Origin of the sequence: Pseudahrensia aquimaris (genome assembly GCF_042676045.1) — a bacterium.
Taxonomy (GTDB): Bacteria; Pseudomonadota; Alphaproteobacteria; order Rhizobiales; family Rhizobiaceae; genus Pseudahrensia; species Pseudahrensia aquimaris.
Genome location: NZ_JBHTJV010000026.1, coordinates 216442 through 242243, shown reverse-complemented (window position 1 = coordinate 242243; position 25802 = coordinate 216442). Strand labels below are relative to the sequence as shown.

29 protein-coding genes are annotated in these 25802 nt (G+C 54.9%); 13 read left to right on the top strand and 16 right to left on the bottom strand.

Annotation, left to right across the window (positions count from 1 at the left end):
* Position 1: 1 nt before the first annotated feature.
* Positions 2 to 256: a phosphoribosylformylglycinamidine synthase subunit PurS gene (purS, locus tag ACFQ14_RS16915; RefSeq protein ID WP_377213931.1), complete on the bottom strand. Its 255-nt coding sequence runs from the start codon at positions 254 to 256 to the stop codon at positions 2 to 4.
* A complete protein-coding gene (purC, locus tag ACFQ14_RS16910; protein WP_377213930.1) occupies positions 256 to 1026 on the bottom strand; it encodes a phosphoribosylaminoimidazolesuccinocarboxamide synthase in 771 nt (256 codons plus the stop codon). The genes purS and purC overlap by 1 nt, the downstream gene beginning before the upstream one ends.
* Before the next feature lie 214 nt (positions 1027 to 1240).
* Here purC and ACFQ14_RS16905 point away from each other — a divergent pair, with 214 nt between their 5' ends.
* Together ACFQ14_RS16905 and ACFQ14_RS16900 are read left to right on the top strand one after the other, a co-directional pair.
* Complete coding sequence (locus tag ACFQ14_RS16905; protein WP_377213929.1) at positions 1241 to 1552, top strand: DUF1476 domain-containing protein; 312 nt, start codon at positions 1241 to 1243, stop codon at positions 1550 to 1552.
* Positions 1553 to 1584: 32 nt separating this feature from the next.
* Complete coding sequence (locus tag ACFQ14_RS16900; RefSeq protein ID WP_377213928.1) at positions 1585 to 2346, top strand: HpcH/HpaI aldolase family protein; 762 nt, start codon at positions 1585 to 1587, stop codon at positions 2344 to 2346.
* Between the two features lie 15 nt (positions 2347 to 2361).
* Here the strand turns inward: ACFQ14_RS16900 and ACFQ14_RS16895 are convergent, their stop codons facing one another.
* The 9 genes from ACFQ14_RS16895 to sfsA all read right to left on the bottom strand — a co-directional run bounded on the left by ACFQ14_RS16895 (position 2362) and on the right by sfsA (position 9913).
* Positions 2362 to 2925: an RBBP9/YdeN family alpha/beta hydrolase gene (locus ACFQ14_RS16895; protein ID WP_377213927.1), complete on the bottom strand. Its 564-nt coding sequence runs from the start codon at positions 2923 to 2925 to the stop codon at positions 2362 to 2364.
* A 54-nt stretch (positions 2926 to 2979) separates the two neighbouring features.
* On the bottom strand, positions 2980 to 3249 hold the full coding sequence (locus ACFQ14_RS16890; RefSeq protein ID WP_377213926.1) for a hypothetical protein: 270 nt from the start codon (positions 3247 to 3249) through the stop codon (positions 2980 to 2982).
* Positions 3250 to 3375: 126 nt separating this feature from the next.
* Entirely contained in the window at positions 3376 to 4680 is a 1305-nt protein-coding gene (gene purB / locus ACFQ14_RS16885; protein WP_377213925.1) for an adenylosuccinate lyase, read from the bottom strand.
* Between the two features lie 98 nt (positions 4681 to 4778).
* Positions 4779 to 5549 carry a DUF2259 domain-containing protein gene (locus ACFQ14_RS16880; RefSeq protein ID WP_377213924.1) on the bottom strand — a complete coding sequence of 257 codons (771 nt, stop codon included), beginning with the start codon at positions 5547 to 5549 and terminating at the stop codon, positions 4779 to 4781.
* A complete protein-coding gene (locus ACFQ14_RS16875; protein WP_377213971.1) occupies positions 5546 to 6571 on the bottom strand; it encodes a P1 family peptidase in 1026 nt (341 codons plus the stop codon). Before ACFQ14_RS16875 ends, ACFQ14_RS16880 begins: the two co-directional genes overlap by 4 nt.
* Complete coding sequence (locus tag ACFQ14_RS16870; protein ID WP_377213923.1) at positions 6568 to 7617, bottom strand: ABC transporter substrate-binding protein; 1050 nt, start codon at positions 7615 to 7617, stop codon at positions 6568 to 6570. The genes ACFQ14_RS16875 and ACFQ14_RS16870 overlap by 4 nt, the downstream gene beginning before the upstream one ends.
* Entirely contained in the window at positions 7614 to 8336 is a 723-nt protein-coding gene (radC, locus tag ACFQ14_RS16865; RefSeq protein WP_377213922.1) for a RadC family protein, read from the bottom strand. Before radC ends, ACFQ14_RS16870 begins: the two co-directional genes overlap by 4 nt.
* Before the next feature lie 9 nt (positions 8337 to 8345).
* Positions 8346 to 9176 carry a type I methionyl aminopeptidase gene (map, locus tag ACFQ14_RS16860; protein WP_377213921.1) on the bottom strand — a complete coding sequence of 277 codons (831 nt, stop codon included), beginning with the start codon at positions 9174 to 9176 and terminating at the stop codon, positions 8346 to 8348.
* Positions 9177 to 9199: 23 nt separating this feature from the next.
* Positions 9200 to 9913 (bottom strand): DNA/RNA nuclease SfsA, encoded by a 714-nt coding sequence (sfsA, locus tag ACFQ14_RS16855; RefSeq protein ID WP_377213920.1) that lies wholly within the window; start codon positions 9911 to 9913, stop codon positions 9200 to 9202.
* A gap of 150 nt (positions 9914 to 10063) precedes the next feature.
* Between sfsA and ACFQ14_RS16850 the strand changes: the two genes are divergently transcribed.
* From ACFQ14_RS16850 to ACFQ14_RS16840, 3 genes are all read left to right on the top strand, one after another.
* Complete coding sequence (locus ACFQ14_RS16850) at positions 10064 to 11461, top strand: L-serine ammonia-lyase (RefSeq protein ID WP_377213919.1); 1398 nt, start codon at positions 10064 to 10066, stop codon at positions 11459 to 11461.
* A gap of 44 nt (positions 11462 to 11505) precedes the next feature.
* Positions 11506 to 13452 (top strand): acetyl/propionyl/methylcrotonyl-CoA carboxylase subunit alpha, encoded by a 1947-nt coding sequence (locus tag ACFQ14_RS16845; protein ID WP_377213918.1) that lies wholly within the window; start codon positions 11506 to 11508, stop codon positions 13450 to 13452.
* Positions 13453 to 13537: 85 nt separating this feature from the next.
* The gene (locus ACFQ14_RS16840) at positions 13538 to 13966 is read left to right on the top strand and encodes a DUF1489 family protein (RefSeq protein WP_377213917.1); all 429 of its coding nucleotides are present in this window, start codon (positions 13538 to 13540) and stop codon (positions 13964 to 13966) included.
* 27 nt (positions 13967 to 13993) lie between these two features.
* Here the strand turns inward: ACFQ14_RS16840 and ACFQ14_RS16835 are convergent, their stop codons facing one another.
* Positions 13994 to 14275, bottom strand: a complete 282-nt coding sequence (locus ACFQ14_RS16835; protein ID WP_377213916.1) for a hypothetical protein — start codon at positions 14273 to 14275, stop codon at positions 13994 to 13996.
* A gap of 332 nt (positions 14276 to 14607) precedes the next feature.
* Between ACFQ14_RS16835 and ACFQ14_RS16830 the strand changes: the two genes are divergently transcribed.
* From ACFQ14_RS16830 to ACFQ14_RS16820, 3 genes are all read left to right on the top strand, one after another.
* Positions 14608 to 15555: a division plane positioning ATPase MipZ gene (locus ACFQ14_RS16830; RefSeq protein ID WP_377213970.1), complete on the top strand. Its 948-nt coding sequence runs from the start codon at positions 14608 to 14610 to the stop codon at positions 15553 to 15555.
* Between the two features lie 70 nt (positions 15556 to 15625).
* Positions 15626 to 16378, top strand: a complete 753-nt coding sequence (locus tag ACFQ14_RS16825) for a VWA domain-containing protein (RefSeq protein ID WP_377213915.1) — start codon at positions 15626 to 15628, stop codon at positions 16376 to 16378.
* Positions 16375 to 17091 (top strand): DnaJ domain-containing protein, encoded by a 717-nt coding sequence (locus ACFQ14_RS16820; protein WP_377213914.1) that lies wholly within the window; start codon positions 16375 to 16377, stop codon positions 17089 to 17091. The genes ACFQ14_RS16825 and ACFQ14_RS16820 overlap by 4 nt, the downstream gene beginning before the upstream one ends.
* Positions 17092 to 17209: 118 nt before the next feature.
* Here the strand turns inward: ACFQ14_RS16820 and ACFQ14_RS16815 are convergent, their stop codons facing one another.
* A complete protein-coding gene (locus ACFQ14_RS16815; RefSeq protein ID WP_377213913.1) occupies positions 17210 to 18604 on the bottom strand; it encodes an SPOR domain-containing protein in 1395 nt (464 codons plus the stop codon).
* Positions 18605 to 18991: 387 nt separating this feature from the next.
* Between ACFQ14_RS16815 and clpS the strand changes: the two genes are divergently transcribed.
* From clpS to ACFQ14_RS16790, 5 genes are all read left to right on the top strand, one after another.
* Complete coding sequence (gene clpS, locus ACFQ14_RS16810; RefSeq protein ID WP_377213969.1) at positions 18992 to 19351, top strand: ATP-dependent Clp protease adapter ClpS; 360 nt, start codon at positions 18992 to 18994, stop codon at positions 19349 to 19351.
* A 46-nt stretch (positions 19352 to 19397) separates the two neighbouring features.
* Positions 19398 to 21878 (top strand): ATP-dependent Clp protease ATP-binding subunit ClpA, encoded by a 2481-nt coding sequence (clpA, locus tag ACFQ14_RS16805; RefSeq protein WP_377213912.1) that lies wholly within the window; start codon positions 19398 to 19400, stop codon positions 21876 to 21878.
* A 73-nt stretch (positions 21879 to 21951) separates the two neighbouring features.
* Complete coding sequence (locus ACFQ14_RS16800; RefSeq protein ID WP_377213911.1) at positions 21952 to 22176, top strand: hypothetical protein; 225 nt, start codon at positions 21952 to 21954, stop codon at positions 22174 to 22176.
* A gap of 197 nt (positions 22177 to 22373) precedes the next feature.
* Entirely contained in the window at positions 22374 to 23051 is a 678-nt protein-coding gene (locus ACFQ14_RS16795) for an AzlC family ABC transporter permease (RefSeq protein WP_377213910.1), read from the top strand.
* Positions 23048 to 23389, top strand: coding sequence for an AzlD domain-containing protein (locus ACFQ14_RS16790; protein WP_377213909.1), 342 nt, complete (start codon positions 23048 to 23050; stop codon positions 23387 to 23389). Before ACFQ14_RS16795 ends, ACFQ14_RS16790 begins: the two co-directional genes overlap by 4 nt.
* Positions 23390 to 23398: 9 nt before the next feature.
* Here ACFQ14_RS16790 and ACFQ14_RS16785 read toward each other — a convergent pair whose 3' ends face one another.
* The 3 genes from ACFQ14_RS16785 to ACFQ14_RS16775 are packed head-to-tail and all read right to left on the bottom strand — an operon-like array spanning position 23399 to position 25798.
* Entirely contained in the window at positions 23399 to 23830 is a 432-nt protein-coding gene (locus ACFQ14_RS16785; protein ID WP_377213968.1) for an HIT family protein, read from the bottom strand.
* Positions 23827 to 25062, bottom strand: a complete 1236-nt coding sequence (locus tag ACFQ14_RS16780; protein WP_377213908.1) for a GNAT family N-acetyltransferase — start codon at positions 25060 to 25062, stop codon at positions 23827 to 23829. The genes ACFQ14_RS16785 and ACFQ14_RS16780 overlap by 4 nt, the downstream gene beginning before the upstream one ends.
* A complete protein-coding gene (locus ACFQ14_RS16775; RefSeq protein ID WP_377213907.1) occupies positions 25055 to 25798 on the bottom strand; it encodes a glycerophosphodiester phosphodiesterase family protein in 744 nt (247 codons plus the stop codon). The genes ACFQ14_RS16780 and ACFQ14_RS16775 overlap by 8 nt, the downstream gene beginning before the upstream one ends.
* Positions 25799 to 25802: the final 4 nt, after the last annotated feature.

Below are 25802 nucleotides of genomic sequence, written 5' to 3'. Positions count from 1 at the left end.
CTTATCCGATTTCCACCGCGTAATCTTCGATCACGGTGTTGGCGAGCAGCTTTTCGCACATGGCTTCCAGCTCGCTTTGCGCGGTCTTCTTGCTGTCGGCCTGCAATTCAATGTCGAACACCTTGCCTTGGCGAACAGAGCCCACGCCGCCAAAGCCAAGCGAACCCAATGCACCCTCAATAGCTTTGCCTTGGGGGTCGAGAACACCGTTTTTGAGCCGCACGGTCACGCGGGCTGAGAAAGTCTTGTCGCTCATCAGTCAGATTTCACCAATACCGGGCCAGAACCGCGTGGCGGCTCGTTCTCATTCATAATACCAAGCCGCTTGGCGACCTCGCGGTAATTCTCCAGCAAACCGCCAAGGTCTTGGCGGAAGCGGTCCTTATCCATTTTTTCTTTGGTTTTCACGTCCCAAAGACGGCATGAATCAGGGGAGATTTCGTCAGCGATAATGATGCGCATCATATCGTTTTCATAGAGGCGCCCACACTCGATTTTGAAATCGACCAATTGGATGCCGATGCCGAGAAACAGGCCGGTGAGGAAGTCGTTCACACGGATGGCAAGGGCCATCATGTCGTCGATTTCCGGCGGCGAGGCCCAACCGAAGGCCGTAATGTGTTCCTCTGAAACGATGGGGTCGTTTAATTCGTCGTTTTTGTAGTAGAATTCGATGATCGAACGCGGCAGAACCGTGCCTTCTTCAACGCCCAGACGTTTGGAAATGGAACCGGCGGCGACATTTCGCACAACGATTTCCAGCGGCACGATCTCGACTTCTTTGATCAACTGCTCACGCATGTTCATACGCTTGATGAAATGGGTCGGGATGCCAATCGCGTTGAGATGGCTAAAAATATGTTCCGAGATTCGATTGTTGAGCACGCCTTTGCCGTCGATAACTTCGTGCTTTTTGGCGTTGAAGGCGGTGGCGTCATCTTTAAAGAACTGAATCAAGGTGCCGGGTTCAGGGCCCTCATAAAGAATCTTGGCTTTGCCTTCGTAGATTCGGCGACGTCTGCTCATGGCGATTATCCGACACTTTTTGGAAACGGGTGGTGGAACGGGAATCTGTGCCTACACATAGGCAACACCCCCGCATAACACAAACACAGGCCCGTGTGCGAACCGCTTTGCGCACGGCTTTTTTAGCCATTTCGTTTATGCCGTTGATTTGCCCGGTTGGCCCGCTTAAGTCTGCAGCAACACTTGGCCCACACACACCCAAACGGAGAGCGACATGGCATCTATGGAAGATCGCGGCGACAGCTTTGAGAAAAAGTTCGCCCATGATGCGGAATTGAAATTCAAGGCCGAAGCACGGCGCAACAAATTGCTTGGTCATTGGGCCGCTGATTTGATGGGCAAAGACCCCGACGCCTATGCAAAGGAAGTCATCGCCGCAGACTTCGAAGAGGCGGGTGACGAGGATGTGTTTCGCAAACTTCGCGGTGATCTAGACGCCCATGAGGTGGCTGTCAGCGACGAAGATCTGCGCACGAAGATGAACGAAATGCTTGCTGTAGCGGTTGAGCAAATCCAGTCTGAATAGACCGGACACGCACAAAGGGGAGGGGCGCCGTTATGAAGCGCATGACAGATCGATTCGCGGATGACGGTGCTATTGCTTCGGCTTGGACCAGCATTCAAGACACCATGTATTTGGATTTTCTTGCGCGGACTAATTTCGGCGCGATCACGCTGGATATGCAGCACGGTATGCAAACCGAAGACAGCGTGATTCGCGGTATTATGGCGCTTGGGCCTCACAAAAAGCCTGTCGTGGTGAGAATCCCCGTTGGACGTTTCGATTTTGCCTCAAAAGCGCTGGACGCTGGCGCTCATTCGATCATCGCGCCGATGATAAACACGGTTGAAGATGCAAAGGCGCTGGTTTCGTTCACAAAATACATTCCGGTCGGCGACCGTTCTTATGGTCCGACACAGGCCGTGAATGTTTTGGGTGTGGACCGCAGTGAATATGTAACAACTGCCAATGATGAGACCGTTATTTTCGCCATGATCGAGACCAAAGAGGCTGTTTCCAATATGGAAGCGATCCTCGACCTTGATGGGATTGACGGAGTGTTCTGCGGACCTGCTGATTTGTCGATTTCCGTGCGCGGCAACATCGTACCGGACCCTTACGGCGAAGATACGATCGGTATCGTTGAGAACATGGCCAAGCAGGCAAAGGTGCGGGGCAAGATTGCCGCTGCGTTCTGTGCAGATGCTGCAACAGCTAATATGGTCTACGATCTTGGCTTTCGTTTCCTGTCCATTGGCTTTGACAGCACGTATCTCGACCGCGGCGCCAATTCCGAAGTGGCGAAACTGAAATTCTAACTTTTAATCATAGTATTATTTAAGTTTCTTCATAAATTCAGCGAAAACCAGCAGCCCTTCTGGCCACGGCCCGTGGCCGCTTTCTGTGTTCAGATGGCCGTTCTCGCCAGCGTCTATGAACAAGCTGCCCCAGCTTGCCGCCATGTCTTGCGCAACAGGTTGTGCACACCATGGGTCGTTTTGGCTGGCGACGACGACCGATGGAAATGGCAATGGCTCGCGTGGATAGGGGCCAAAGGTCATCAGGTGTTTGGGGCGGATTGCGGCGTTCTCCACGTCTGGAGGGGCGGTTAGATAAGCGCCTTTGATGCGAGATGCTTGTTGCTCGCTCATCTGCGACACGGCTTGAACCAAAGTTTGCACCCCAAGGGAATGGCCGATGGCAATCACAGGACGTTCGGCGCGTTCAACGGCGGCGATAACGTTTGCGGTCCAGTCTTCCAGAACGGGCTTGTGCCAATCGGCTTGTTCCACACGCGAAGCCGTTTTGAACTGGCGTTCCCAACGGCTTAACCAGTGGTCGGGCGTGGAATTGGTGTAGCCGGGAATGGTGAGGATATCGGCGTCTGCAATCTTCATGGCTCGCACATGGAAGTGCGCGAGCCACCTGTCAAGAGCTTTGCTATGAGCGTTCTAATCCGTAGGAGCCGGCTGCGTTTGCGGGGTTGGGCTGACCGGCTGCGCCTCGTCCGTGGTCGCAGATGGCGCAGTTTGCGTTTCGGCACCGCTTGGAGTGCTGGCAGTTCGGTTTGATGTTCCCGAAAGCAGGGAAAGACCCAAAATTGCAACGCCAATCACAACAATAGCTGCGATGATACCGCCTACACCTTTGCGCTGGTTCGGCTGGCCGTAACGCTGCTCGTGCTCCAGATGAGGCCGGTTGATGTCTCTGTAATCAGTCATATCGACTTCCTTTCTTATGCCCAGCCAAGGCCAAGCGTGGAAAGGAAATGAGCCGTTTGCGAGGCTCGGCAGATCACATATCGTAAGCAGGTGAAATGTAGAGCGTCGCTTTAAGGGTGTGTCATGCTAGCTGCCAAAGACCCGCTTGAAGATCGTGTCGACGTGTTTGGTATGGTAGCCAAGATCGAATTTCTCGCGCAGTTCCTCTTCGGATAATGCAGCTGTCACGTCTTTGTCGGCCAGCAACTCCGTAAGAAAGTCTTTGTCGTCTTCCCAAACCTTCATTGCATTGCGCTGCACCAGACGATAGCTGTCTTCACGCGATACGCCTGCTTGAGTAAGCGCAAGCAGCACGCGCTGCGAATGGACGAGACCGCGGAATTTGTTGAGGTTTTTGTCCATGTTTTCGGGATAGACGAGCAGTTTATCGATCACGTTCGTAAGACGCACCAGTGCGAAATCCAAGGTCACGGTCGCGTCCGGCCCGATCATGCGCTCGACGGATGAATGCGAAATATCGCGCTCATGCCACAGCGCCACGTTTTCCATGGCGGGCATGGCGTAGGAACGAACCATCCGCGCCAGACCCGTGAGGTTTTCCGTCAGCACGGGGTTGCGCTTGTGCGGCATGGCGGACGAGCCTTTCTGGCCCGGTGCAAAATATTCCTCAGCTTCCAACACTTCCGTGCGCTGTAGGTGGCGAATTTCGGTGGCGAGACGCTCAATAGACGAAGCGATCACGCCCAGAGTGGCGAAATACATGGCGTGACGGTCGCGCGGCACGACTTGGGTGGAGACAGGTTCTGCGGCAAGTCCCAGTTTCTCGGCCACATGCTCTTCCACACGCGGGTCAATGTTTGCGAATGTGCCGATAGCGCCGGAAATGGCGCAGGTGGCGACTTCCTCGCGCGCCAATTCCATGCGCTTTTTGCAGCGTTCAAATTCTGCGTAAGCCTGTGCGAGCTTCACGCCGAATGTTGTGGGCTCTGCATGAATGCCGTGCGAGCGGCCAATGGTTACCGTGTCCTTGTGCTCGTGGGCACGCTTTTTGAGCGCTTCGAGCAGCTTGTCGAGGTCTTCAAGCAGCAGATCGGAGGCTTTGACCAGTTGTACGTTGAAACACGTGTCCAGCACGTCGGAAGATGTCATGCCTTGGTGGACGAAACGGGCGTCTGGTCCAACTATTTCGGCCAGATGGGTGAGGAAAGCGATCACGTCATGTTTTGTCTCACGCTCAATCTCATCGATGCGGTCGACGTCAAATTCTGCTGCATTGCCCTTTTCCCAGATCGTTGCCGCAGCCTCCTTTGGGATCACGCCAAGATCGGCCAAGGCATCGCAGGCATGGGCTTCAATTTCGAACCAGATCCTGAATTTTGATGCGGGAGACCAGATATTGGTCATTTCGGAGCGGGAATAGCGGGGGATCATGGCGGATAGGCCTTGGTGTTGGGAGTGTTGCCGCTGGCCTATCACCGCCACCGCGCCGCTTCAACGGCACGGGCGCAATACCCCCAAGTGACCTTGCTTTACTCCGGCATCACGGTGGTGACCGCCATCAGCGCGCGGTCTGGCCCTTCAAAGCCGGTCTTTGAGAAACGCAAGATAACCGCCATGCGCTGCGTGCTTCTGAAGAAGCTGTGGGTGAAGACATGGGCGATCCAGTAGTCTTGCGGGCAACCGCGTCTTGTCGGCACACGGGCGTCTTCGTTGAGCGTGGTTCTTGCGCTGGTTTCTTCGTTCACGAGGTCGAGCTTGAAACCAGTCATTTGTTCTAACAGGCCAAAGCACTGTTCGGGATCAGCGGGGAAGTTGATGTTGGCAAGCTCTAACTGCCAAATGTCCCGGCTGATGGGGAAAATATCGGTCTTCGTGAAACGGGCTTGTTTGGCGGCTGGGGCCGCGTCCCAAGCCGCCTGAGAAAAGCGCTCGGTGGTTGGGCTGCTGTTGCTCAGAATAGCGGCGACGTTTGGATTGGCCCTCAGGCTGTCGATGAGCGTGTTTAGGTCGCGATGGCTGCGCTCGGAGCTTTCCTCTGGCGTTCCGCCCTCGCGGGCGAGTGCCTGCTCCTCGTCTTCGCGCAGCCTGATCGGGAAGCCGTCGAGATAGCTGTCGGTTGCGACAGTGATGGCAAAGGCGTTGGCATAGTGTGTGCCGGAGCCGTCTTGTGTACCAGCTTCGATAAACAAAAATGTTTCGCCATTGTTGGCGAATGTTGCGAAGTGGAGGTGTGAGGTTTGCGCGGCATGGGCCAGCGTCGAAAAGCATACAAATGCGATAAACAGGAGCGTTTTCATCATCGTTTGAAAGCCTTGTGCCACGTTGGAAAGATGTCGCCCTCCCTTGATTGTGCATGGAAAATGCCCCGCGCGATAGCCCTTGCCATTGTGCTGGCGGCTGTCGCCGAGAATGTTATTTGATCGTCGATGCTGTCCAGCGGGCCTTTTGCACCTGTAGCGAGGGCGAACACCAGATCGCCGTCCATGGGCGTGTGGGCGGGCCACAGGGCGCGGGCGAAGCCGTCGTGGGCGGCAATAGCCATGCGCTTGGCCTCCCCTTTGGTAAGCGCTGCATCAGTGGCGATGATGGCAATGGTTGTGTTGCTGCCCTGTGCCTGTGTATCGCGAAACTTGATGCGCAAAGCTTGTGCTTCGTCAGCGTCTGCTTGCGAAGGCCCAAGTCCGCCGAACTCATCGCCCATCTCGAATGGTACTGCCCAGAAGTTAGCTCCTTCACCAACCGTTGGCGCGCCAAGAGCGTTCACGGCCACCAGTGCGCCGATTGTGACACCATTCGGCAGGATTGTAGAAGCTGAGCCAAGGCCACCTTTCAATCCAATTCCCGGCCCGCCTACCAGTGCGCCAGTGCCTGCACCTTGGGAGCCCAAATCGAATTCGTATGACGCGTTCTGTGCTGCCAACTGGCCGAGTTCGCGATAGGGTGAGTGATCGCCCCACGCTTTGTCTCCGCCATTGATGAGGTCAAAGAGGATCGCACCGGGCACGATGGGCACGATTTGGTCTGCAACCGCGAAGCCCTTGCCCTGTGTGCGTAAGAAAGACTGCACGCCGCCGCAAGCGTCCAAGCCAAAAGCCGAGCCGCCGGAAAGCACCAGCGCATCGACGGATTGGACCGAGTTTTCTGGCGCAAGAAGGTCTGTCTCGCGTGTTCCCGGTGCGCCGCCCATCACGTGGACCGAAGCCACATTTTCGACGTCTGATATGAGCGCGGTTACGCCGGATTTCAGCTTGTCATCGGAAGCGTTGCCGACACGCAGTCCTGCAACATCTGTGATAAGGTTTCGCGCACCCGGTTTCATCAGTTTTGGCTCATAGTGTTGGTGCTAATCTCTGACCACAGTCGCAGTTCATAGGGCAGAATTTCTGTCCGTCCTTCGTTTGATATTTTCAGAGAACCAAGGCTGGTTTGATAGGTCTGGCCTGTATTGAGCGGGTTGCCGCCAAGTGATTGAAGCGCGATTTCACCAGCAACAAATCCGCGGACAAACTGTGCGCGTTCTGCTGAGGAGAGCGCCGGTGCGATATTGGCTGGTGCATCGCGTTCTTTGATCACCACAGCGCCATCGGGCAAATCGCTTGGCCGCGCCATGAAAGGCAAAAGCGCGGCCTGATCGCTCACGGCGATGGCCCAATTTCGGTTGGTCGCCTTCAAATCGGAGGCAATGGTGATCACGTCCTCAGGCGCTCCCAGAATGATAAGCGCTTCGACGCCTGAGCGGGCGAGACGCTGAAGCATTGTCCGCTGGGTCGATTGTAACGGCCGAAATGTTGCAACGGTGGCGGGTTTTATGCCGCGTTCATCGCCCAACAGTCGCAATTGATCGGCGAGGAAGCGACCGTGGACCGAACCATCGTCTACAATGGCAAAGGGCTTGCCTGTGAAAGCCGGAATGGCCTTTTCCAGAATGGCTTCAGCTTCTGCGTTATCGTTCTTCCCCAAAACGAAAAGCGGCAGGTTTTCGCGCTCGCGCAACCGTTTTAGCAGTGGTGCATGTGAGCCAATAGCGAGAACAGGCACAGGTTCGGTCGTGCCTTCGGGGTTGAGAATGCGTGCTACCGCTTGCGCTGCACCGAAACAGGGAGGGCCGATGATGAAGCCAACGCCCAGCGGCAGAATCGGCTTGGGGCTTTCTTTGGTTGCCGCGCAGGCCACAGTAAATTCAACAATCTGGGTGTCGCTGTTGGCGGCCCTTAGAGCGGCTTGAACGCCTGAACGCAGCATTTGGGCTGCGGGTTCGAAACGTGATTCTGATGGCAAAGCCAACCCAATACGGTCTGCTGCATGGGCAACGTTGAACAGCAACACGCCCATCGCGCAAGCGACCAATTGGGAGAACCGAAAGCTCATATTAATTGCAGTGCCTTCATTGAAACGTGCCCATCGCGCCCGATGATAATGTGGTCGTGAACCGTGATGCCCATGGGGGCCGAAGCCTCAATGATGAGTTGGGTCATATCAATATCTGCACGCGATGGTGTTGGATCGCCGGAGGGATGGTTGTGGACTAGAAGAATAGCAGATGCATTCAGTTCCAGGGCTCGTTTGACCACCTCACGGGTATAAACGGGCGTGTGGTCCACAGTGCCTTTTTGCTGCACCTCGTCGACCTGCAGACGGTTCTTTTTGTCGAGGAAAAGAATACGCAATTGCTCAATGGGCTCGTGAGCCATCACGCGGGTGCAGTATTCAATTACAGATGACCATGAGCTTAGGATCGGCTGATCAATGACAGAAGCCTTCGCTGTGCGCCCGAGGGTCGCGTGGATGATCTTTAGATCGGTTGCAATGCCTTCCTTCACGCCTTTGACTTGGCAAAGTTCCTTTATATCGGCTGCAAAAACGGCGGGGAGAGAGCCAAAAGTGCTGAGCAGTGCCTTCGCGATTGGCTTTGTGTCACGGCGAGGAATTGTGCGGAAAAGGATCATTTCCAGCAATTCATAATCTGCGACAGCATCCGCGCCTTGGGTCAGCAGCCTACCGCGCAACCGATCGCGATGACCGATATAGTGTGGAGCGTTTGCTTCTTCGAAACCGGCGCTGGTGGGCGGGTTTTTGGTGGAAGCCATTGGGTGCGATCAGCCGACAGAATAGGGCGGCTTGGTGTGACCGGCGGGTGATTGTGTGAAAATCTCGCAACCGTCTTGGGTCACGCCAACTGAGTGTTCAAACTGCGCTGTTAGTGAACGGTCGCGGGTAACAGCTGTCCAACCGTCATTGAGAATTTTGACGTGGTGCTTGCCCAAATTAATCATGGGTTCAATGGTAAAAATCATGCCCGGCTTCAATTCTGGCCCTTCGTTGGGGCGGCCATAGTGCAGCACGTTGGGTGCATCATGAAACAAGCGACCAACGCCGTGGCCGCAAAAATCGCGCACGACCGAGCAGCGGTTGGCCTCGGCAAGATCTTGGATCGCCGCGCCAATCGCGCCGAGGCGGTTGCCGGGTTTGACCTGCGCAATGCCTGCCATCAGACAATCGTAGGTCAGATCCACCAGCCGTTCAGCAGCACGTTTAGGCTCGCCCGCTATGTACATGCGGCTGGAGTCACCGTGCCAGCCGTCCAGCAAGAAAGTGATGTCGACGTTGAGAATATCGCCGGATTTCAGTTTTTTGTCCGATGGCATGCCGTGGCAAACGACATGATTCAGCGATATGCAACTTGAATAGGGATAGCCGCGGTAGTTTAGCGTAGCTGGGAACGCGCCGTGGTCCAGGCCGAATTGCAGCACGAAATCGTCGATCTCCTTGGTCGTCACGCCGGGTTTCACCATGGCGGCGACTTCATCAAGGCAAGTGGCTGTCAGTTGGCAAGCGCGGCGCATGCCGACAAAATCTTCAGGCGTGTAGAGCTTGATCTGGCCGGTGTTTTTGAGCGGAGCTTCGGCGGCTGGCAGATAGGTGTTCACGGGACGTGCCTCTTGGTCGAGCGTCAAACCACAATCGGGATCGGAGTCGTGGCGAGAATGCTGGTGGTCGAGATTTGGCACCGAATGGCGTAGGCTTCAACCCCGCCGTCGCGGGCTTCTTCAAAGGCTTTGGCGTAATCGGGGTCCAAATCGCGGGCAAGCGAGAATGTATCACCGTCCTCGCGCTGGATTATGTAGAGCATCACAGCGCGGTTGCCGAGCCCGACTTGGGCTGCGAGTTCGCGAAGATGTTTGGCGCCTCGTGTCGTTTTGCAGTCTGGAAATTCGTGCAACCGGCCTTTGCGTACCAGATGGACGTTTTTAACCTCCACATAGCAGGGTGGCTTGCCTTCGTTTTGCAGCAGAATGTCGATGCGTGAATTTTCGCCGTATTTCACCTCCCGTCGCAGCGTCTCATAGCCTGCCAGTTGCGGCACCACACCAGACAGTATGGCTTCCTCCGCCAGCTTGTTAGGCGTGCCGGTGTTGATGCCAACCATAACGGGGCCGGAGGGGCCGACAGCTTCGATCAGTTCCAGCGTGTGCCGCAATTTGCGCTTCGGGTTGCCGCTGTCGGAAATCCAACAACGAAATCCGGGTGTGTTGAGCCCCATCATAGCGCCGGGATTGGGGCAGTGGACGGTGGTGATTGACCCGTCCTCCAGCCGAACATCGGCGAGGAAGCGTTTGTAGCGCTGCTCCAGCACGCCGGGGATCAAGGTGGTCGGAAAATCCATCGTCGAAGAATTAGATCGAAACTGGCCAGCCGACAACGTCCCGTGTCGGAAACAGACTGTCCTGAGACGTTTCGCCTCTCGCATTGGCGGTTTTGCTGCTGCAAAAATGCGGGGCCAACAATTCTCGCGCTCGAATTGCTGTTATCACTCATGTTTCTTTCTGTTTTCGATATGTTCAAGGTCGGCATCGGACCGTCTTCGTCTCACACAATGGGGCCGATGGTTGCTGCACGGCAGTTCCTGCATTTCTTGCGAGACGACGACTGGCCGCGCCCCGCTTCTAGCGAAATCTGGCGTGTGACGTGTTCGCTGCATGGTTCTCTGGCATTTACAGGCAAAGGGCATGGCACAGACCGCGCGGTCATCTTGGGAATGATGGGGTGCGAACCCTCGACTATAGACCCTGATGCCGTGGATGGGCTGTTGGCGCAGGCCTATACTGAAAGGAAGGTTTTGGCCGAAGGGTTTCCCGCATGGGAGTTCGATCCCGATGCGGATTTGATCTTCGACTACGACGAGAACCTCCCAGCCCATGCTAACGGTATGCGGTTTTCGGCCTACGATCGGGCCGGTCAGTTCTTGGTGTCCAAGATCATGTATTCCATCGGTGGTGGTTTCGTAGCCGACGATATGGATATGTTGCGCCTGAAGGATGATCTCGTGCCTGCGCAATATGAGGTGCCATATCCCTTTTCCAGCGCAAAGCAGATGCTGGAAATGGCGCGAACAAGCGGGCTTACCATTGCTGATATGAAGCGGGAGAACGAGAAAGCCATCGGCTTCACTGCGACGTTGGACAAAGACATTCGCGGTATTTGGGACGCAATGGATGCTTGCGTGAAGCGCGGGCTTTCGCAGGAAGGCGAATTGCCGGGCGGGCTGTTTGTTAAGCGCCGTGCCAAACAGGTTTTCCATAAGTTGGACGAGAAATGGTCCAAAAACGATTTGGGGCCATTAGCTGCCAACGACTGGCTCTCGGTGTTTGCGATGGCCGTAAACGAAGAAAACGCCGCAGGTGGCAAGGTGGTGACTGCACCGACCAATGGCGCGGCGGGCGTCATACCAGCTGTTCTTAGCTATCATTTGAAGTTCCATACGGGCGCGACACCTAAGGACATTGAAGACTTTTTGCTCACCGCTGCTGCTATCGGCGGGATCATCAAGCACAATGCTTCTATTTCCGGCGCAGAAGTGGGTTGTCAGGGCGAAGTGGGGTCTGCTGCTGCCATGGCTGCTGCTGGACTGGCGGCAATAATGGGTGGCACGCCGGAACAGGTTGAGAATGCGGCCGAGATCGCGCTGGAGCACCATCTGGGCATGACGTGCGATCCTGTGGGTGGCCTGGTGCAGGTGCCCTGTATCGAGCGCAACGCGCTGGGGGCGGTGAAAGCTGTTACTGCGGCATCGCTAGCCATGCACGGAGACGGAACCCATTTCGTGCCACTGGATGCCTGCATCGAGACCATGCGGCAGACGGGCTACGATATGTCTGAACGTTACAAAGAAACGAGCCAGGGTGGGCTCGCTGTCAACATGGTGGAATGTTGAACGCGCTTGTGGATTGCGCCACGCCTTCGCGCTATTGAGGGCGCATGATCAAATCTCTTCTCATTGCAAACCGTGGCGAAATTGCTTGCCGCATCATCCGCACCGCGCGTCGCATGGGCGTAAAGACGATTGCTGTCTATTCCGAGGCCGACGCAAATGCGCTGCACGTGCGCATGGCTGACGAGGCGTATTTGCTTGGACCTGCGCCTGCCAGCGATTCATATCTGCGGGCAGGGCGCATTTTGAAGATCGCTAAAGAGGCAGGTGCGGAGGCTATTCATCCGGGCTACGGCTTTTTGTCTGAAAACGCCGATTTTGCTGAATTGACCCAAGACGCGGGCATGATTTTCGTTGGTCCCCCACCAAGTGCTATCCGCGCAATGGGTTTGAAGGACAAGGCGAAGGAGTTGATGAGCGAGGCCGGAGTGCCCGTGGTGCCCGGTTATCATGGCAGCAATCAAAACGCCGAACTGCTCAAGCGCAAAGCCTATGAAATTGGCTATCCGGTGCTTATCAAAGCTGTTGCGGGCGGCGGCGGCAAAGGAATGAGGCTCGTTGAAAAGGCCTTGCAATTTGATGAAGCGTTGACTGCTGCAAAGCGTGAGGCGAAGGCCGCTTTTGGCAATGATGATGTGCTGATTGAAAAATTCATCGACAGCCCTCGCCATATTGAGATGCAGATATTTGGTGATGCCAAAGGCAATGTTGTCCATCTGTTCGAACGCGACTGCTCGCTGCAACGCCGGCATCAAAAGGTAATTGAGGAAGCCCCGGCCCCAGGCATGACCGCGGCTGTGCGCAAAGCCATGGGGAAAGCCGCATGCGATGCGGCCAAGGCTGTGGGGTATCAGGGTGCTGGTACGGTGGAGTTCATCGTGGATGGTTCGCAAGGCCTGCGCGAAGATGGCTTCTGGTTCATGGAAATGAACACCCGCTTGCAAGTGGAGCATCCGGTAACGGAAATGGTCACCGGGCGGGATTTGGTAGAGTGGCAATTGCGGGTGGCTTCGGGTGAGAAATTGCCTTTGATGCAGGACGCACTTTCGCTCTCCGGCCACGCAGTTGAAGCCCGTGTCTATGCGGAAGACCCTTCCAACGGTTTTCTGCCATCAACAGGCAGGTTGATTGCGCTGGGTTGGCCGGATGATGCTGCCGTGCGCATCGATTCGGGCGTCGAAGAAGGCGATGTGATCTCGCCCCATTACGATCCGATGATCGCAAAGGTGATTGTTCATGGAGAGACACGCCGCGAGGCCATGACAGCTTTGGAGCGTGCCTTGAAAGGATCAACACTCGCTGGCACCTCAAACAACATCGCGTTTCTTGCAAGCCTTGTGGCTGATCGTGAATTTTTAGCCGAGAATTTCGACACAGGCCTTATTGATCGAAATATCGAGGCGCTAACAGCCCGTCCTGTGCCGAGCGATAGCGTGATTGCGTCGGGTGTTGCTGCGCTGATGGCGTTGGATGAGCCCGCAGACGCAAAAGGCGGCCCGTGGGCTGCGAAGGATGCTTTTCAAGTTCACGGCACGCGCGAGATGGATATGGGGTTCTCACTGGACGGAGAAACCGTCAGCAGGCGTGTGCGATTTGACCGCAATGGCCTGAGCGTGATGGACGAGGACGATCAATGGCAGCGGCCTGACACCCGGTTACGCGTTCTCAAAGCCGGTCGGGTTGTTTATGTGTTTGACGAGGGTGTCAGCACTGTGTTTGCGCCGCTCGCCCACAGAGATGTTGAAGACGGTGGTGGCGATAGCAGCGCTGACGGTTCAATTCGAGTGCCCATGCATGGCCGAATAATTGCTGTCACCGTGAGCGAGGGTGATGTGGTTGAGAAGGGCGACATGCTGTTTTCTGTCGAAGCCATGAAGATGGAGCATGCGGTTATTGCGCCAAAGGACGGTGTCGTGCAAGGCTTGGCGATTGCCGTTGATCAGCAAGTAGGCGATGGCGACTCGGCCATGCGTATTGCCTCCAGCGACACCTAAAGAGGGCGCAGCAAGAGCAATTTGCGCTTGTGGATGAGGTCGCTCGCCTATGGTTCAGCCGCGCCCAAACCGTTAGACCACTCTCATGGCCCTACACATTTTGAAATTGTCGGTCGGCACAGAAAGTCTTGAAGACAAGATTGACTGGTCGAAGCACTACCTCAAACGCCTGAAGGCGGCAGGCCATCCGCCGCAGCTTTTTCACACCACTCGAATGGTTCCAAAGCGGATTGATGAGATTTTGGATGGTGGCTCGATTTATTGGGTGATCAAGGGGCAAGTGCAGTGTCGGCAGGCCATTGTGGATATTGAACCGTTCACCGACGGGCATGGCATCAAACGATGCCATCTTGTGCTGGATAACAAGATCATCGCGACGCAGTGGCAGCCCAAGCGTGCATTTCAAGGTTGGCGTTATCTCAAACCCGAAGATGCACCTGCCGATCTTGGGGCTGACGCGGCTGCAATCCCGACCGAGCTGAAGGCAGAACTTTCAGATTTGGGGCTGCTTTAGCGGACCACATACCCGTTGAGGTCATGTTTAGAGGGCGTATGGCTCAACGACCGCGTGTTTGCCGCCATCTGGAAGAAGTACCTTCAGAACACATGCAAGTCCTGGCAATGCTGCAAAAGCCACGAATCCAGCGCCGAGTAGGCCGAACATCAACAGGGAAAACATGGCGATAAGCGCACCGAAAACTCCGAAGACGACACGGAAAGCGCCTTGGTAGCGCGCCATAAAACCCACTGCCCATGGCACAAACAGAAAAATCGCAATTGCGGCATATGCAAAGGCGAGCGCCAAGACTGACTGGCCAGACATGTCATTGCCCAAGCTGTAAGGGGGTCAGACCGCTATAAAGCAGAAATGCTGCGTAAACAGTGGCGCTAGCGATGCCGAGTAAGTTTATAAATCCGAGTAAATAGAGCCTGTCATTGATGGTGTGTGATCTCTGCACATAAATCTCGCAACACGATTGGGTAGGGAAGTTTATTTATCACTAAGCGATGAGGATGCGTCGGCCGCTTTCGCGTTCACCATTAACAAAGTCTTTACACCCCGCGACTCCTGCTTGTGATTATAGTGCATTGGCGTAAAATTGCCGTTGCGGCAGTCTTGTTTTGAGTTCGTGAGGGACAACGCATATGGGGACGATGGGAGACATTCGCGCCAATGATGATTCGTATCAGTTAAAGTCTGGTGCGAAACAAAACGCTCATGTTATTGTTTGTGGTAATGAAAAAGGTGGTTCAGGCAAGACGACCACGTCTATGCATGTTGTTGTCGCCCTGCTGAAGCGGGGCTTCAAAGTCGCAACGATTGATCTCGATACCCGCCAGCAAAGTCTCACGCGATACGTTCACAACCGTCGCAATTGGGCAAAGCGTTTCGACCTGCCGCTGCAATTACCCAACCATTTTCGCTTTGATACGGCAGAATTCGACAGCCGCATTGAAAGTCAAAGCCTCGATTTTTCGCATCTGGTGCAGGCGATTTCAGAAGTTGAAGACACGCATGATTTTGTCGTCATCGATACGCCCGGTCATGATGGCTATCTGATGCGACTGTCGCATTCCATGGCTGATACGCTGATCACGCCCATGAACGACAGTTTCGTTGATTTCGATGTTCTCGGTAAGGTCGATCCGCAGTCTCTGGAGATTTCCGAGGTCAGTCACTACGCAACCATGGTTCGTGAAGCGCGGCGGCAGCGGCGGGTGGCGGATGATGGTCTGCTGGATTGGATTGTGGTGCGAAACCGCATGGCTTCGCTCAATTCTCGCAATCAGGAGCGCCTTCATGCCGCCTTGGTGGAGCTTTCCATGCGGTTGGGCTTTCGCATTTCCGAGGGTATTTCGGAGCGGCTCATATTCCGTGAATATTTCCCGATGGGTCTTACCGCGCTGGACGACTTTGAGATGATGGACAAGGGCGGAAAGCCGACCGTCTCGCACCTTTCCGCTCGCAATGAGATTCGCAAATTGATCCGCTCGCTGCGGCTGCCCATTGATGATGTTGGACGCAAGAGAGCCGATGCCCGACGTTCATGGTTAGAAAAATCCAGCAAACCAGTCGATATGCCGGACATATTTGCCGAATAGGCGCCTATTTAGCGCAGTCTCGGTTGGCTTTGCACCTTGCCTAAAGTGTCGCTGGCCCCAAATATAGCGCATGGCCCGCACCCCTGAAGATATCCCTTCCAGCAAGGAACACTCGCTCGCACCTGCCTCTGGCAAAAAGGGCGGCGGTTCTGTTTCGCTAAAAAGCGATATCAACCAGTTTCTTTCCGCAGCCTCAAAACTCAAAGGTAGGGCTGGAGAGCGGGGTGGTTTGATCTTTGCGCTTGATGCCACCATGAGCCGCGAGGCGACGTGGGATGAGGCCATGCGGGTGCAGGCGCAGATGTTCGATAGTGTCAAAAGCGTTGGTTCGCTGGATGTGCAACTCGTCTATTTTCGCGGATATGGCGAGTGTCGAGCATCGCGTTGGGTAGGCGATACAGATTCTTTGCGCGATTTGATGACCGGAATTTCCTGTCGAGGTGGGCAGACCCAGATCGGCAAGCTTCTTTCTCATGCCCGTAAGGAAATGCAACGCAAAGACGGAACCAGAGCGCGAGCAATGGTTTTTGTTGGTGATGCAATGGAGGAGGATGTAGACGCCCTGTGCGCCAAGGCTGGTGAGTTGGGTGTTTTGGGGCTGCCCGTTTTCATGTTTCAAGAAGGTCGCGATGGGCTGACTGAACGGGCATTCAAGGAGATTGCAAGGCTTTCTGGTGGTGCGCACATGCATTTTGGCCCCGGCGCGGCAGCGAAATTGTCGGAATTGTTGAAGGCCGTGGCGCGTTATGCGGCAGGCGGTCGTGCAGCGCTCGCCAATCCGGAAACGGCAACCGAACGGCTGCTGTTGGAGCAATTGAAATGACGAGCTTTTTGTTCACGCTCTTTCTGACGGTTTGCGCTTTTAGCGTGCTGTTTCTGATGGTGCCTGCGGCGACTTTGGCGCGATTCCTGCGGTATTTTCTTCCCGGCGTTCTGATCGCGTTCGGCTCGTTGTTCGTGTTGACCGGACGTTTCACGATTGGTGGTGCGGCGATATTCGCAGGCATAGCCCTTTGGCGTCGGCTCAGTGGCGTGGGCCGATTTGGCCCGGCCGGTGGTGGAGGGCGTAGCGGAGGCAAAGGGCCCGATATTTCCAGCGTTCGCTCTGCCGCACTGGAAATGGAACTCAATCATGACAGCGGCGAGATGAACGGCGTTGTGCTCGCAGGACGTTTTGAGGGGCGCGTGCTAGACGAACTCACCCGTGTGGAATTGATCGACCTGCTTGATGAGGTGCGTGAGGATAGCGAAAGTGTCGCTCTCCTAGACGCGTATCTTGACCGCCGTTTTCCCGCCTGGCGTGAAGACGCTCATTTTGATGGTGGTCCGGGGCAAACAAGCTCTGCGGGTTCTGGACCCATGAGCGAAGAGGAGGCCTATGAGGTGTTGGGGCTTTCGCCGGGGACTGGTCCTGACGAAATCCGGAAGGCCCACCGACGGCTGATGAAGCGGGCGCATCCCGACAGCGGCGGCTCCACCTTTCTGGCGGCCAAAATCAACGAAGCTAAGGATGTTCTTCTCAAAAGACATACCTGATTTTCCTTTACGCAAAACAAAAGCGGAAAACTGGTTATTGGACAGAGCGCTGTACGAGCGTTCCTATGGAGTGGGGAGTGGCTAACCGCTCCCGTTCTTTCGGTGTTTCATTCGCTCCTCACAATTTCAAAGCGATGCAGCGGAAGTCCTGTTTTTTCAGAACCTTGCATGCGGAGTTCGCGGCGCTTTGGCTTTCAAAGCCAGACATGCGCGCGCGGTAGAGTTTGTTGCCGTCGCGAACGACCTTTTCGGTATAGGCGGCCATCCCGCGCAGCATTTTGGGATTTTTAATTTGAGCCGTTTTAAGCACTTCTTCTGCACGCTCGCGTTTGTCGCTGGCGGCAAGCTGTATCTGCCAACCGCTTGGCTTGACCTTAGCCATCGTTGCAACGCTGGCAGTCACGACACTGTCGATAACTTTCTTGGGCGCTTTTTCCTCGGTTGAAGGACGTGGATCAGGAGTAGGGCGCTTGGACTTCTTCAGATTGGCGACCTTATTAGCAACGTCTTTAATGCTCTTTTTGGGCGTGGTGTGAGCGGCGACAACACGCTTGTTGACCGCTTTACGCGCATCGGCGTTGAGCTTCGCAGTGCGAACGTTGGACGATGAGCGGAACCGAGCGACCAAACGGCGTTGGTTGCCCCGTGACGCCTTTGGCAAATATTTGCCGATCAGCTTTTTCATGTGCGCGTTGCGCGAACGGCCAGAGCGACCACCCATAACAACGGCAACGATCTTACGACCGCCATGGCTAACAGATGAGACGAGGTTGAAACCCGAGGCACGTGTGTACCCCGTTTTGATGCCGTCAACGCCGCGGACGCGGCCCAGCAGCTTGTTATGGTTGCCCATGCGACGCTTGCCGAACTTGAAGGAACGGGTTTTGAAGTATGAGAACTTGCGTGGAAAATGTTCTCGCAGAGCAAGGCCCAGCTTTGCCATATCGGCAGCCGTGGTTAGCTGGCCACGAGCGGTCAGGCCGTTGGCGTTTTTGAATGTAGTGCTTTTCATACCAAGCTGGCGCGCCTTCAACGTCATGCGGCGAGCGAAAGCTGGCTCCGAACCGGAGATGTGTTCTGCGATCGCAGTTGAGACATCGTTGGCCGATTTGGTGACGAGCGACAAAATAGCTTGCTGCAGCGAAATGCTCTGGCCAGGGCGGACACCCAATTTCGATGGTGGGCGCTTTGCAGCGTTGCGGGTCATTTTTATTCGGCTGGATTTTTTCAACCGCCCGGCGCGCATCTCTTCAAAAACGATGTAAAGCGTCATCATTTTGGTGAGAGATGCCGGATAGCGCTTGGCGTTGCCGTTGCGTGAAAACAGGACTTTACCCGTTTTGGCATCGATCACGTAAGCAGCGTATTTTGGATTACCCTTCGACTTTCGCTTTTTCGCATCAGCATCTGCCACAGGAGCTAGGATAAGCGCTGCGGCCAAAAGGGCTGTGAAAATGGAAGTGAAAAACGTGCGGCCCTTGCGGTCCGGCTTTTGTTTTTTTGAGAAGAACACGGTCAATCCCTGAATTCTAAGGGCCGAGTTGTGGCCCTACGCATTTACAGCGGGTGACGCGCCAAAGAGGCTGAACACCCAATCAAGGATCGAAAGTAAACAGGTGTGGTTGCCAAACCTTTAAGCGTTCCAAGAAAATTCTCTCAATCGTGCGCCGCGTCCTTATGCCGTTAGCGCTGATGATCAAAAAATTGGTCTGGCTGTTGTTTGGTGGAAATGAGGGGCTTAAACTTGGCTTGCGACGCCCTATATCGGGTCGTACGGAATTTTGGCGGTTGAGGGATCTTGTGCCCGGCCGCAATCAGCGAAGACGACATTGATATGAGACGTCGGACAACGTGGCATATGATGTGGAGTGGTAATTTGAAGGTGCACAGCCGGTTGGAAATGAACGCAAATTTGCTGGTGATGCAGTCGAACGATGATGGCGATAACGGCGATGCAGATGGTCGCAACGACACATCGGTGATCACGCGCACCAAGCCGCAGGTTAAGAAGCCGAGCCTTTATCGGGTTTTGTTGTTGAATGACGATTTCACGCCGATGGAGTTTGTGGTGGACGTACTGGCTAGATTTTTCTCCATGAATTTGGAGATGGCAACCAAGGTCATGCTCCATGTCCATCAAAACGGCGTCGGAGAATGCGGAGTGTTCACCTACGAAGTGGCGGAAACCAAGGTAACGCAGGTTATGGACTATGCCCGCGAAAACCAGCATCCTCTGCAATGTGTGATGGAAAAAAAGTAACGAATGGGCAGCCCGCCGGGCTGTTCGAAACCAAAAGGAACAGCTTTTGCCGAGCTTCACAGAGTCACTGGAACGTGCGCTGCACAACGCGCTGACTTTCGCCAACGAACGCAACCAAGAGTACGCAACGCTGGAGCATCTGCTGCTGGCGCTTTGTGATGATGGTGATGCGGTCGCGGTTTTGGAGGCTTGCGGCGTAAAGCTCGATCAGCTCCGCCGTGATTTGTTCGAATATATCGATACCGAACTCGCCAATCTCGTGGCTGACGGAAACATCGATAGCCAGCCGACCGCTGGCTTCCAGCGGGTGATCCAACGTGCGGTCATCCACGTTCAATCGTCGGGCCGTGAAGAAGTTTCCGGTGCCAACGTTCTGGTAGCTATTTTTGCGGAGCGGGAAAGCCACGCCGCTTACTTCCTCCAAGAACAGGACATGACGCGCTATGACGCAGTCAACTACATCTCACATGGTATCGCCAAAAAGGCGGGTGCTTCCGAAGCCCGGCCGGTGGAAGGCGTGAATCAATCTGGTGCCGCTGATGCTGATGGGGATGCTGACAAAGCCGATGCGCTTTCCGCCTATTGCGTGAATTTGAACCAGAAAGCGTCTGATGGAAAAATTGACCCGCTGATTGGCCGCATGGAGGAGGTCAATCGCACGATCCAAGTTCTGTGCCGCCGCTCGAAGAACAACCCGCTTTATGTTGGCGACCCCGGCGTGGGCAAGACTGCGATTGCAGAAGGCTTGGCTAAGCGGATCGTTGATAAAGACGTGCCGGAAGTGTTGATCGATGCGACGATCTATTCGCTTGATATGGGCGCTTTGTTGGCTGGCACGCGTTATCGCGGTGATTTCGAGGAACGCCTTAAACAGGTGATGAAAGAAATTGAAGAGACACCCGGCGCAATTATGTTTATCGACGAGATACACACGGTGATTGGTGCGGGCGCGACTTCTGGCGGCGCAATGGATGCGTCGAATCTTCTTAAACCGGCGCTTTCCGGCGGTGCGATCCGCTGCATCGGTTCGACTACCTATAAGGAATACCGTCAGTTCTTTGAAAAGGACCGCGCCCTCGTGCGTCGTTTCCAAAAGATCGATGTGAACGAGCCGACAGTGGAAGACGCTATCGACATCATGAAAGGGCTGAAGCCTTATTTCGAAGACTTCCATAAAGTGAAATACACCGACGAAGCCATCGTCTCGGCTGTTGAGCTTTCATCGCGCTATATCAACGACCGCAAACTGCCGGACAAAGCCATCGACGTGGTGGATGAAACAGGTGCAAGTCTGATGTTGGTGCCTGCAGAAAAGCGCAAGAAAACGATTGGCGTGACGGAGATTGAGGCGACCATCGCTACAATGGCCCGGATACCACCGAAGTCTGTTTCGAAAGACGATGCCGAAGTGCTCAAAAACCTTGATGAGCAGCTCAAACGCATGGTTTACGGGCAGGGTAAGGCAATCGAGGCGCTTGCTTCGGCGATCAAACTGTCCCGCGCTGGTTTGCGTGAGCCAAACAAGCCGATTGGTTCCTATCTGTTCTCCGGCCCTACCGGCGTCGGCAAGACGGAAGTGGTGAAGCAATTAGCTGCCTCCATGGGCGTAGAATTGCTGCGCTTTGATATGTCGGAATACATGGAACGCCACACGGTTTCGCGCCTGATTGGTGCGCCTCCAGGCTATGTAGGTTTTGATCAAGGTGGTCTTCTAACAGACGGTGTGGACCAACATCCCCATTGTGTGCTTCTGCTCGACGAAATCGAAAAAGCGCATCCTGATCTGTTCAACATTCTGTTGCAGGTGATGGATAACGGCGCGCTGACCGACCACAATGGCAAGAAGATCGACTTTCGTAACGTCATTTTGATTATGACGACCAATGCGGGTGCCTCTGAAGCACAGCGCGCTGCCATTGGCTTTGGCTCAACAAAGCGCACGGGAGACGACGAAGAGGCGATCAACCGCCTGTTCACGCCGGAATTCCGCAACCGTCTCGATGCGATAATCCCGTTCGGCTCGCTGCCACCAAGCGTGGTTCATCAGGTTGTTCAGAAATTCGTCATCCAGTTGGAAGCACAGCTTTCCGAGCGCGGTGTAACGTTCGACTTGGACGAAGCGTCGATGAACTGGATTGCCAAAAAGGGCTACGATGAGCGCATGGGTGCACGGCCTTTGGGGCGTGTCATTCAGGAATATATTAAAAAGCCACTCGCGGACGAAGTTCTGTTTGGTAAGTTGACCAAAGGCGGGATTGTTAAAGTAACGGTTGAAAAGAAAAAGGACGGTGAAACCGGCCTGAAACTCGAAGCTGTGAAAGACACGCCTGTTAAGCCGAAGAAAGAGGCGGTTCCGAAACGCAAGACGACCGCCAAAAAGGCGGACGCTAAAACTGCGCCGAAGAAAACAAAGGCCGCCGCTAAGAAGACGCCGAAGCCAAAGGGTGGCGGAACGGCCAAAGCCAAAAAACCAACGCCGAAAAGCGGTGGCGGCGGAACGGTGCCGAAAGTTCCGCTAAAGAGCTGATTGGCCTCTTTTTTTAAAATTATCAACGCCCGGTCCGTTCGCGGATCGGGCGTTTTTGTATGGGGAGTTAGATATGGCAACCAATGTTTATTTCAAACGGATTGTGCGCGATTTTGCTTCATTGGAACCGTCAGCAGAAATAGCCATTGGAACGACCGGCTTCTCGGGTGACGGTCAACGTCTCTTCATTCAGCACAATGGAGTGGGATTGCTGATGAGCAATGACGATGCAAGAGACTTTCTTCGTGCTGCTATGCGGGCAGCCGCCGAATTGGGTGTTGAACCTAGCATTGACTAGAACAATGACGCTGAAAGATCTGGTGAGGTAGGTTTGTTGCCCACCAACAACTTGCCTGGCGTGGATTGTCGCCGCAATGTGAGGCTATCCGCCAAACTCCTGATTGCCAACTATTGTCCCCTCCAAAAACCCCAATCGAAGACCCTATAGACAGCGTGCAGGGCTATGATTGGTCCTATGCGCTTAAGGGACTTGCTATGATGTTTTCCCTGCCCACGCTGGTCTTGCTGTCGATGTTTCTTGGCTATGGCGGTGTGGCTCATGACGCAGGGTTGAGCCTGTGGCAGACTGCGTTTTCAGTGGTCACTATCTGGGCTTTGCCATCCAATTTGATCCTTGTGGCGGGTATCGCGTCAGGAGCGTCGCTGTTTGCTATTGCGCTTGCTGTGGCATTGGCCGCTTTGCGCATGATGCCGATGACCATCGCCTTGGTGCCGGAAATACGCAGTCCGAATACGCGGCGTTGGCACCTTTATCTGGTTTCTTGCCTCGTTGCTGTGACTGCTTGGGTTCACACGCTGCAAGTGGCCCGTGAACTGCCGGTGCGGGGGCGGTTGCCATATTTTGTAGGCTTCGGGCTCGCTTTGATGCTGTGCGCGACCGCGGTTTCGATGATTACGTGGTCCATTTCATCCCAGTTGTCGCCAATTGCGATGGCTGCGCTGTATTTCCTCACGCCGCTCTATTTTGCCATTTCGATTTGGCGTGCGGCGCGGCTTTGGGCAGAGCATTTGGCGCTGGTGTTTGGCTTTGTTCTAGGACCGCTTTTGGCCCTTGTTGCACCGGGTGGCAATATCTTGATTGCCGGAGTTTTGGGCGGTGTCGGGGCGTATGGAGCGCACCGCATCTGGCGCAATCGGGAGGCGACGCAATGACATGGTCTGCCGATCCCTCTTGGTGGCCTTTTGTTTTCATTCTGTTGGCGGCATCCCTGCCGACAATGGGTTGGCGCTGGCTTGCGGTGGCGATTGCCGCTGATATTGACGAGGATTCCGAGCTTCTGATCTTTGTCCGGTGCCTATCCACGGCACTGGTGGCGGCTGTCGCTGCGCAGTTTATCTTTTTTCCCAATGGTGCTTTGGCCGAAACTTCATTCCTGCTGCGTGGAGGCGCGGCTGTTGCGGGGTTTAGCGCCTATTTAATCAGCCGCTCGTTGTTTGTTGGAATTTTGGTGGGCGAGGTTCTTCTGGTTGCGGGCATGGTGCTCAACTAAGCCCTACTGTCACTTTTTAAGCGCAGCTTTGATCTTCGCTGCATTTTCCTGAAGTCTGGCGGTATCTTCCATTTGGGTGTTGGAGCGGTTCAGCCGGTCACCCTCATGGCGGGGTATGACGTGGACATGGAGGTGAAACACCACTTGGTTGCCAGCAGCTTCGTTGTTCTGCTGGATTGTAACGCCGTCTGCGCCGAAGGCTTGCACCACCGCGCGTGCCAGTTTGCGTGTGGTTTCCGCAACTGCGGCAAGCGAATCGGGTGCTACGTCCAACATATTGCGCGCAGGGGCTTTTGGCAGAACGAGGCAGTGGCCGTCACACCATGGCATGATGTCCATAATTGCGATGGTGTGGTCGTCTTCGTAGACGCGTACGCTTGGAATTTCGTCGCGCAGAATTTTGGCGAAGATGTTGTCTGGATCGTAAGGCTGGCTCATCAGGTTTCGCTTTCGCTTGGCATGGTGCCACCTTTTTTGAACGGCCCGTGTTTGGCAATCAAGCGCGCTTCGCGTTCGACTGCGCGTTTTTCGTTTTCCAAATAGTCTGCAACCGCACGGCGGAAGTCCGGGTGGGTGATATAATGGGCCGAATGGGTGATTTGGGGCAGGTAGCCACGGGCCAATTTATGGCCTCCCTGTGCGCCCGCTTCCACACGATCAAGCCCGTTTGCGATGGCGTAATCTATGGCTTGATAATAACAGACCTCAAAGTGCAGGAACGGTACTTCCTCAACGCAACCCCAGTGGCGGCCATAGAGTGTGTGGGAGCCGATGAAATTGATTGCGCCTGCCACATAGCGTCCGTCGCGCTTAGCCATGACCAAGAGAATGTCTTTCGAAAGGCGCTGGCCCACAAGGTTGTAGAATTCGCGGGTCAGATACGGGCGCCCCCATTTGCGCGACCCAGTGTCGACGTAGAAGCGGTAGAAAATATCCCACACGTCTTCGGTCAATTGATCGCCCGTCAGCCACTCTATGGTGACGCCGCTGGCTTCCAAAGCAGCTGCACGTTCCTTTTTGATGTTCTTGCGCTTGCGAGATGAAAGCTGGGCAAGGAAATCATCAAATGTCTTGTAGTTGTTGTTCAGCCAATGGAATTGCTGATCTGTTCGATGCAGGTATCCGCTCGCCTCCAAAGCGTCGGCTTCCTCAGGTTCGATAAACGTTACGTGCGCTGATGAGACGCCAAGGCGGGTGCAGACCTGTTGCAATCCGCCTGCCAAAACGTCGCGCCTAGCGTCGGATTCTTCGCCATTGCCCACCAAAAACCGCCGGCCGGTTGCTGGCGTGAAGGGCACTGCGCATTGCAGCTTAGGGTAATAAGCGCCGCCTGCGCGCTCGAAAGCGTCTGCCCAGCCGTGGTCGAAAACGTATTCGCCCTGGCTGTGGTTTTTCAAATAGCAGGGCAGAACACCGATGACGGAATTATCGCCAGCACGTTCCATGACGAGGTGTTGGCCGAGCCAGCCCGTCTCCGCGACCGCTGATTTTGACTCTTCAAGCGAGAGGAAGAATGCGTGGGTGAGGAATGGATTATACGGGAAGTCCGCGCTGGCCTTGCCAACAGGGTTTGCACATTCGTCCCAAGCAGTTGCATCGATTTCCGACATGGAATCCACAACGCGAATGGTGACGTCATCGGGATCGGGTTTTTCGTCGGTCACTTCAACCATGATTGTTGCGGTTGAGGGTGTTGGGTGGCGTAAAGCCTTCAAACGTCATTTGGTCTGCGTGGGCGAAGGTTGCCTCCACCTGTTCGGGGGTGCGCACGGTCCATGTGATAACAGGCAGTCCCAGTGATCGCATATCGTTCACAAATGTGCTCGGCAGTTCTTTCACATTGTATGAGACGAATTGCAGATCGAATGTATCCATAGCCTCGCGGTGAATTTGTGTCGTGTCTGCTCCGCCATAGGCAGTGAGGCCGCGAGGAGTGTTGGGCATCCGGTCGGCAAATTGGGCGCAAATCCAATGGTCAAAGGACATAACAGCGACTTGACCATCATATCCTTCCAGCGCTTTCGCCACGCCTTCAACAAAGCCCGCATCTTCGCCTTCCACGCCCTTGAGCTCCAACACCAAAGGCACGCGGCCTGCGACCTGCTCCAGATGTTCTGACAAGGTGTGAATGGTGTCGTTCGTGTCGAGCAATTTATGCTTTGACAATTGTTGTGGCGTTTGACTTCGCACGGTGTCGGTCGCGCCTGTCATTCGTTCCAGATCGGGGTCGTGAAAAACGACGCTTTCGCCGGTTTTGGTGACCTGCAAATCGCATTCTATGGCATAGCCCGCATCAATGGCAGCTTGAAATGCGCTCCACGAGTTTTCCGCACGGCCTTTGGTGCGGTCATGAAGTGCGCGATGGGTTATGGGGCGCTCAATCAGCCATGATGGGGCAGGGGTTAGCATGGCC

Excerpts from the sequence above, each read along its gene's own strand:
- ACFQ14_RS16880 (WP_377213924.1), bottom strand. The coding sequence starts at position 5,549 with ATGATGAAAACGCTCCTGTTTATCGCATTTGTATGCTTTTCGACGCTG.
- ACFQ14_RS16825 (WP_377213915.1), top strand. The coding sequence starts at position 15,626 with ATGGCCCGCACCCCTGAAGATATCCCTTCCAGCAAGGAACACTCGCTC.
- ACFQ14_RS16840 (WP_377213917.1), top strand. The coding sequence starts at position 13,538 with ATGGCCCTACACATTTTGAAATTGTCGGTCGGCACAGAAAGTCTTGAA.
- clpS (WP_377213969.1), top strand. The coding sequence starts at position 18,992 with ATGAACGCAAATTTGCTGGTGATGCAGTCGAACGATGATGGCGATAAC.
- purC (WP_377213930.1), bottom strand. The coding sequence starts at position 1,026 with ATGAGCAGACGTCGCCGAATCTACGAAGGCAAAGCCAAGATTCTTTAT.
- ACFQ14_RS16820 (WP_377213914.1), top strand. The coding sequence starts at position 16,375 with ATGACGAGCTTTTTGTTCACGCTCTTTCTGACGGTTTGCGCTTTTAGC.
- ACFQ14_RS16895 (WP_377213927.1), bottom strand. The coding sequence starts at position 2,925 with ATGAAGATTGCAGACGCCGATATCCTCACCATTCCCGGCTACACCAAT.
- ACFQ14_RS16795 (WP_377213910.1), top strand. The coding sequence starts at position 22,374 with ATGATGTTTTCCCTGCCCACGCTGGTCTTGCTGTCGATGTTTCTTGGC.
- radC (WP_377213922.1), bottom strand. The coding sequence starts at position 8,336 with ATGGCTTCCACCAAAAACCCGCCCACCAGCGCCGGTTTCGAAGAAGCA.
- ACFQ14_RS16845 (WP_377213918.1), top strand. The coding sequence starts at position 11,506 with ATGATCAAATCTCTTCTCATTGCAAACCGTGGCGAAATTGCTTGCCGC.
- purB (WP_377213925.1), bottom strand. The coding sequence starts at position 4,680 with ATGATCCCCCGCTATTCCCGCTCCGAAATGACCAATATCTGGTCTCCC.
- ACFQ14_RS16790 (WP_377213909.1), top strand. The coding sequence starts at position 23,048 with ATGACATGGTCTGCCGATCCCTCTTGGTGGCCTTTTGTTTTCATTCTG.
- ACFQ14_RS16890 (WP_377213926.1), bottom strand. The coding sequence starts at position 3,249 with ATGACTGATTACAGAGACATCAACCGGCCTCATCTGGAGCACGAGCAG.
- purS (WP_377213931.1), bottom strand. The coding sequence starts at position 256 with ATGAGCGACAAGACTTTCTCAGCCCGCGTGACCGTGCGGCTCAAAAAC.
- ACFQ14_RS16800 (WP_377213911.1), top strand. The coding sequence starts at position 21,952 with ATGGCAACCAATGTTTATTTCAAACGGATTGTGCGCGATTTTGCTTCA.
- ACFQ14_RS16835 (WP_377213916.1), bottom strand. The coding sequence starts at position 14,275 with ATGTCTGGCCAGTCAGTCTTGGCGCTCGCCTTTGCATATGCCGCAATT.
- sfsA (WP_377213920.1), bottom strand. The coding sequence starts at position 9,913 with ATGGATTTTCCGACCACCTTGATCCCCGGCGTGCTGGAGCAGCGCTAC.
- ACFQ14_RS16850 (WP_377213919.1), top strand. The coding sequence starts at position 10,064 with ATGTTTCTTTCTGTTTTCGATATGTTCAAGGTCGGCATCGGACCGTCT.
- ACFQ14_RS16900 (WP_377213928.1), top strand. The coding sequence starts at position 1,585 with ATGAAGCGCATGACAGATCGATTCGCGGATGACGGTGCTATTGCTTCG.
- ACFQ14_RS16775 (WP_377213907.1), bottom strand. The coding sequence starts at position 25,798 with ATGCTAACCCCTGCCCCATCATGGCTGATTGAGCGCCCCATAACCCAT.
- ACFQ14_RS16830 (WP_377213970.1), top strand. The coding sequence starts at position 14,608 with ATGGGAGACATTCGCGCCAATGATGATTCGTATCAGTTAAAGTCTGGT.
- ACFQ14_RS16905 (WP_377213929.1), top strand. The coding sequence starts at position 1,241 with ATGGCATCTATGGAAGATCGCGGCGACAGCTTTGAGAAAAAGTTCGCC.
- ACFQ14_RS16780 (WP_377213908.1), bottom strand. The coding sequence starts at position 25,062 with ATGGTTGAAGTGACCGACGAAAAACCCGATCCCGATGACGTCACCATT.
- ACFQ14_RS16870 (WP_377213923.1), bottom strand. The coding sequence starts at position 7,617 with ATGAGCTTTCGGTTCTCCCAATTGGTCGCTTGCGCGATGGGCGTGTTG.